Origin of the sequence: Streptomyces graminilatus (assembly GCF_001418565.1) — a bacterium.
GTDB classification, from domain to species: domain Bacteria; phylum Actinomycetota; class Actinomycetes; order Streptomycetales; family Streptomycetaceae; genus Streptomyces; species Streptomyces graminilatus.
On sequence record NZ_LIQQ01000312.1, the window covers coordinates 1 to 4330 of the forward strand.

Consider the following 4330-nt stretch of genomic DNA (forward strand, 5'->3'; position numbering starts at 1 on the left):
GGCTGGTCGCGCAGTTCCCCGCGCCCCGGGGGGGCGGCCCCGGTTGCCAAGGCTTCCCTAGGGGGTTGGGGGCGGCCCCGGATTGCCGGGGCCCCGGAGAAGCAGGACTCAGCTGGAGTCAGCAGGACTCAGGAGGATTCAGGACGCCGGGAGTTCCTGGCCGTAGTCCACCGTTTCGTTCTTCTTCGGTTCCTCCAGGGGGAAGTCCTTGCCCCAGTCGCTCAGGAGGAGGGTGCCCGCGCCGCCCGCGCGGACGAGGCGGAGGGGGTAGGGGGAGCCCTCAAGGGAGACGTCCAGGGTGCCGCCGTCGCCCTTGTCGCCGGTGATGCGGATCGTGCGGACGCCCGACTGGGTGTGGTGGCCGTCCGTGGCGAGGGTGCCGTGCAGGGTGAGCAGGCCGTCGAGGAGCACGTCCTTGTCGGTGAAGCCGCTGAACTTCTTGTACGAGGGGTCCCCGGTCGGGACCTTCACGAAGAGGCCCCCGAGCTTGGTGGCGGCGGCCGTGTCCGATCCGCCGCCCTTCCCCTTGCCGCCGTCCTCGTGGTTCCAGAACGCGGCGTCGGCCTTCAGGAACAGGTGCTTCCCGACCCGCAGCAGCCGGAACGTCGACCCCTTCGCGGTGACCGAGCCGGTGCCGCCGTCGCCCTTGAGGCTCATGTCGAGGGTGTAGGTGGTCCCGCTGGTCACCACGGTCCCGGAGAGGCGTACGGCGTCGGCGGAGCCGGCTGCCGCACGGGTCTTCGTCTGGATGGTGTCGGCGGGCAGTCTGCCGACCCCGTTCGTGCCCTCGTCCGGGTCGGCGCCACAACCCGTCAGAAGCCCTGCCCCCGTCACGGCCAGGGCGCACATCACGCTCACCGGTCCGGCGCTGCGGGTACGGCCACGGGGAATCGCAGACACAGGTGGGGCTGCCTCTCGTACGGGTGTCCTGAGGGGTGTGGACGGCAGCGTACCGGTGCCGTCGGCCCCCGGCGGAGCCAGTCCGTCCGGACCCCCCGCCAAGGCACGGCCGAACCGGACGGGCTAGCCTGAAGCGCATCCGAGCAGGCAATTCGGATCCCTTGGACGCATTCCGACGCGCTCCCGCAGCGCACTTCGAGGCAGGAGGCACGGCATGGCGCCAGGCTCACCCCGTGTCTTCGTCTCGCACCTCGCCGGTGTGCCCGTCTTCGACCCGAACGGCGATCAGGTGGGCCGGGTGCGCGACCTCGTCGCGATGCTGCGCGTGGGCAACCGGCCGCCCCGGCTGCTCGGCCTCGTCGTCGAACTCACCACCCGGCGCCATGTCTTCATGCCCATGACCCGCGTCACCGGCATCGAGTCCGGCCAGGTCATCACGACGGGCGTGCTGAACGTCCGGCGCTTCGAACAGCGCCCCACCGAGCGGCTCGTCCTCGGCGAACTCCTCGACCGGCGCGTCACCCTCGTCCAGACCGACGAGGAGGTCACCGTCCTGGACGTGGCGGTACGACAGTTGCCGGCCCGCCGCGACTGGGAGATCGAGCGGGTCTTCGTACGGCGGAAGGGCCGCGGCGGGGCCTTCCGGCGCAACACCGGCGAGACCATGACCGTCGGCTGGTCCGCCGTCACCGGGTTCTCCCTGGAGGAGGACGGGCAGGGCGCAGAGAGCCTGCTCGCCACCTTCGAGCAGTTGCGCCCCGCCGACCTCGCGAACGTCCTGCACCACCTGTCGCCGAAACGGCGCGCCGAAGTGGCCGCCGCCCTCGACGACGACCGGCTGGCCGACGTCCTGGAGGAGCTGCCCGAGGACGACCAGATCGAGATCCTCGGCAAGCTCAAGGAGGAGCGCGCCGCCGACGTCCTGGAGGCGATGGACCCGGACGACGCGGCCGACCTGCTCGGCGAGCTGCCCGAGGACGACCAGGAGCGGCTGCTGAGCCTGATGCAGCCCGCCGACGCGGCCGACATGCGTCGCCTGATGGCGTACCGCGAGGACACCGCGGGCGGTCTGATGACGACCGAGCCGATCATCCTGCGCCCGGACGCGACCGTCGCCGACGCGCTGGCCCGGATCCGCGAGCCCGACCTCTCCCCCGCGCTCGCCGCGCAGGTGTACGTGTGCCGGCCGCCCGACGAGACGCCGACGGGCAAGTATCTGGGCGCCGTCCACTTCCAGCGGCTGCTGCGCGACCCGCCGTACACCCTGGTCGGCTCGCTCGTCGACGACGACCTGCAGACGCTCTCCCCGGACGCCGAACTGCCGGTCGTCGCCGGTTTCTTCGCGACGTACGACATGGTGGCGGCCCCGGTGGTCGACGACAGCGGGTCGCTGCTCGGCTCGGTGACCGTGGACGACGTACTCGACCACATGCTGCCCGAGGACTGGCGGGAGACGGAGTTCCACTTCACGGACACCGAGACCGAGATCGAGACCGATGGTGGGGCCGAAACCGATGACGAGAGCGAGTTCGAGCGGGCGGGCGACCATGACTCCTGAGCGCGAGACCGGCACCCGCGAGCGCGCGGCGAGCGGCGCCACGGCGGCCTCCCGGCCCCGGGTGCGCCTCGACCAGCCGCGCGCGCCCAGGCGGCGGCTGCTGCCCGACTACGACCCGGAGGCGTTCGGGCGGCTGTCCGAGCGCATCGCGCGTTTCCTCGGCACCGGGCGGTTCATCGTCTGGATGACGGTCGTCATCGTCCTGTGGGTGTTGTGGAACGTGAGCGCGCCGCAGGACGTGCGCTTCGACCACTACCCCTTCATCTTCCTGACGCTGATGCTGTCGCTCCAGGCCTCCTACGCGGCCCCGCTGATCCTGCTCGCGCAGAACAGGCAGGACGACCGCGACAAGGTCAACCTCGAACAGGACCGCAAACAGAACGAGCGGTCGATCGCCGACACCGAGTATCTGACCCGCGAGATCGCCTCGCTGCGCATCGGGCTCGGCGAGGTCGCCACGCGGGACTGGATCCGCTCCGAGCTCCAGGACCTGGTCAAGGAGCTGGAGGAGCGGTACGCGGAACGTCACGAGGACGGGCACCACTCCGCCAAAACCGGCACATTCCTGGTGGAACGGCCACGGCGGCGTGACACGGAAGACCGGTAACGGGCTTTCCGGGGGCCCGGTGCGGCCCCGTACCATCGGGTACATGGCTACGGAAGACGCGGTGCGTGAAGCACTGGCGACGGTGAACGACCCCGAGATCCAGCGACCCATCACCGAACTGGGGATGGTGAAGTCGGTGGAGATCGGCGCGGACGGGGTGGTCGCGGTCGCCGTGTACCTGACGGTCTCCGGCTGCCCGATGCGCGACACGATCACGAAGAACGTGACGGAGGCGGTCTCGCGGGTCGAGGGTGTGACCCGCGTCGACGTCGAGCTGGACGTCATGAGCGACAGCCAGCGCAAGGAGCTGGCGTCCGCGTTGCGCGGCGGCCAGGCCGAGCGCGAGGTCCCCTTCGCCAAGCCGGGCTCCCTCACGCGCGTGTACGCGGTCGCGTCCGGCAAGGGGGGTGTCGGCAAGTCGTCGGTGACCGTCAACCTGGCGGCGGCGATGGCGGCCGACGGCCTCAAGGTGGGCGTGGTCGACGCCGACATCTACGGCCACAGCGTGCCGCGCATGCTGGGCGTCGAGGGGAAGCCGACCCAGGTCGAGAACATGATCATGCCGCCGTCCGCGCACGGCGTGAAGGTCATCTCCATCGGCATGTTCACCCCGGGCAACACCCCGGTCGTGTGGCGCGGTCCAATGCTCCACAGGGCGCTCCAGCAGTTCCTGGCGGACGTGTTCTGGGGCGATCTGGACGTGCTGCTGCTCGACCTCCCGCCGGGCACGGGCGACATCGCGATCTCGGTGGCCCAGTTGGTCCCGAACGCGGAGATCCTGGTCGTGACGACGCCTCAGCAGGCGGCGGCCGAGGTGGCCGAGCGCGCGGGCGCCATCGCCGTCCAGACCCACCAGAAGATCGTCGGCGTGGTCGAGAACATGGCGGGCCTGCCCTGCCCGCACTGCGGCGAGATGGTCGACGTCTTCGGCACGGGCGGCGGCCAGACCGTCGCCGACGGCCTCACCCGCACCACGGGCGCGACGGTCCCGGTCCTCGGCTCCATCCCGATCGACGTCCGCCTCCGCGAGGGCGGCGACAACGGCACCCCGGTGGCCCTGTCCGACCCGAACTCCCCGGCGGGCGCAGCCCTGCGCGCCATCGCGGGCAAACTGGGCGGCAGACAGCGCGGCCTCTCCGGCATGTCCCTGGGCATCACACCGCGCAACAAGTTCTGACAGGCGGAGCTCGCGCTCGCGCTTTCGGGAGGGGGCGCGGGCTGGCACTTTCCGGCGGGCGGGGCTTGCGCTTTCAGCGGCGCGGGGG

The 4330-nt window shown here is 71.2% G+C and carries 4 protein-coding genes; 3 read left to right on the plus strand and 1 reads right to left on the minus strand.

Annotation, left to right across the window (positions count from 1 at the left end):
• Nucleotides 1-138: 138 nt before the first annotated feature.
• A complete protein-coding gene (locus AOK08_RS25735) occupies nt 139-849 on the minus strand; it encodes a hypothetical protein (protein ID WP_198539400.1) in 711 nt (236 codons plus the stop codon).
• A gap of 265 nt (nt 850-1114) precedes the next feature.
• On the opposite strand from AOK08_RS25735, the gene AOK08_RS25740 reads away from it, so the two are divergent.
• The 3 genes from AOK08_RS25740 to AOK08_RS25750 are packed head-to-tail and all read left to right on the plus strand — an operon-like array spanning nt 1115 to nt 4242.
• Entirely contained in the window at nt 1115-2458 is a 1344-nt protein-coding gene (locus tag AOK08_RS25740; RefSeq protein WP_055530337.1) for a magnesium transporter MgtE N-terminal domain-containing protein, read from the plus strand.
• A complete protein-coding gene (locus tag AOK08_RS25745; protein ID WP_055530339.1) occupies nt 2448-3065 on the plus strand; it encodes a DUF1003 domain-containing protein in 618 nt (205 codons plus the stop codon). The genes AOK08_RS25740 and AOK08_RS25745 overlap by 11 nt, the downstream gene beginning before the upstream one ends.
• A gap of 43 nt (nt 3066-3108) precedes the next feature.
• Nucleotides 3109-4242, plus strand: a complete 1134-nt coding sequence (locus tag AOK08_RS25750) for an Mrp/NBP35 family ATP-binding protein (protein ID WP_055530343.1) — start codon at nt 3109-3111, stop codon at nt 4240-4242.
• Nucleotides 4243-4330 lie beyond the last annotated feature (88 nt).

What these genes read in the sequence shown, in the direction of transcription:
- AOK08_RS25740 (WP_055530337.1), top strand. Translation starts at nt 1,115, where the DNA reads ATGGCGCCAGGCTCACCCCGTGTCTTCGTCTCGCACCTCGCCGGTGTG.
- AOK08_RS25745 (WP_055530339.1), top strand. Translation starts at nt 2,448, where the DNA reads ATGACTCCTGAGCGCGAGACCGGCACCCGCGAGCGCGCGGCGAGCGGC.
- AOK08_RS25735 (WP_198539400.1), bottom strand. Translation starts at nt 849, where the DNA reads ATGTGCGCCCTGGCCGTGACGGGGGCAGGGCTTCTGACGGGTTGTGGC.
- AOK08_RS25750 (WP_055530343.1), top strand. Translation starts at nt 3,109, where the DNA reads ATGGCTACGGAAGACGCGGTGCGTGAAGCACTGGCGACGGTGAACGAC.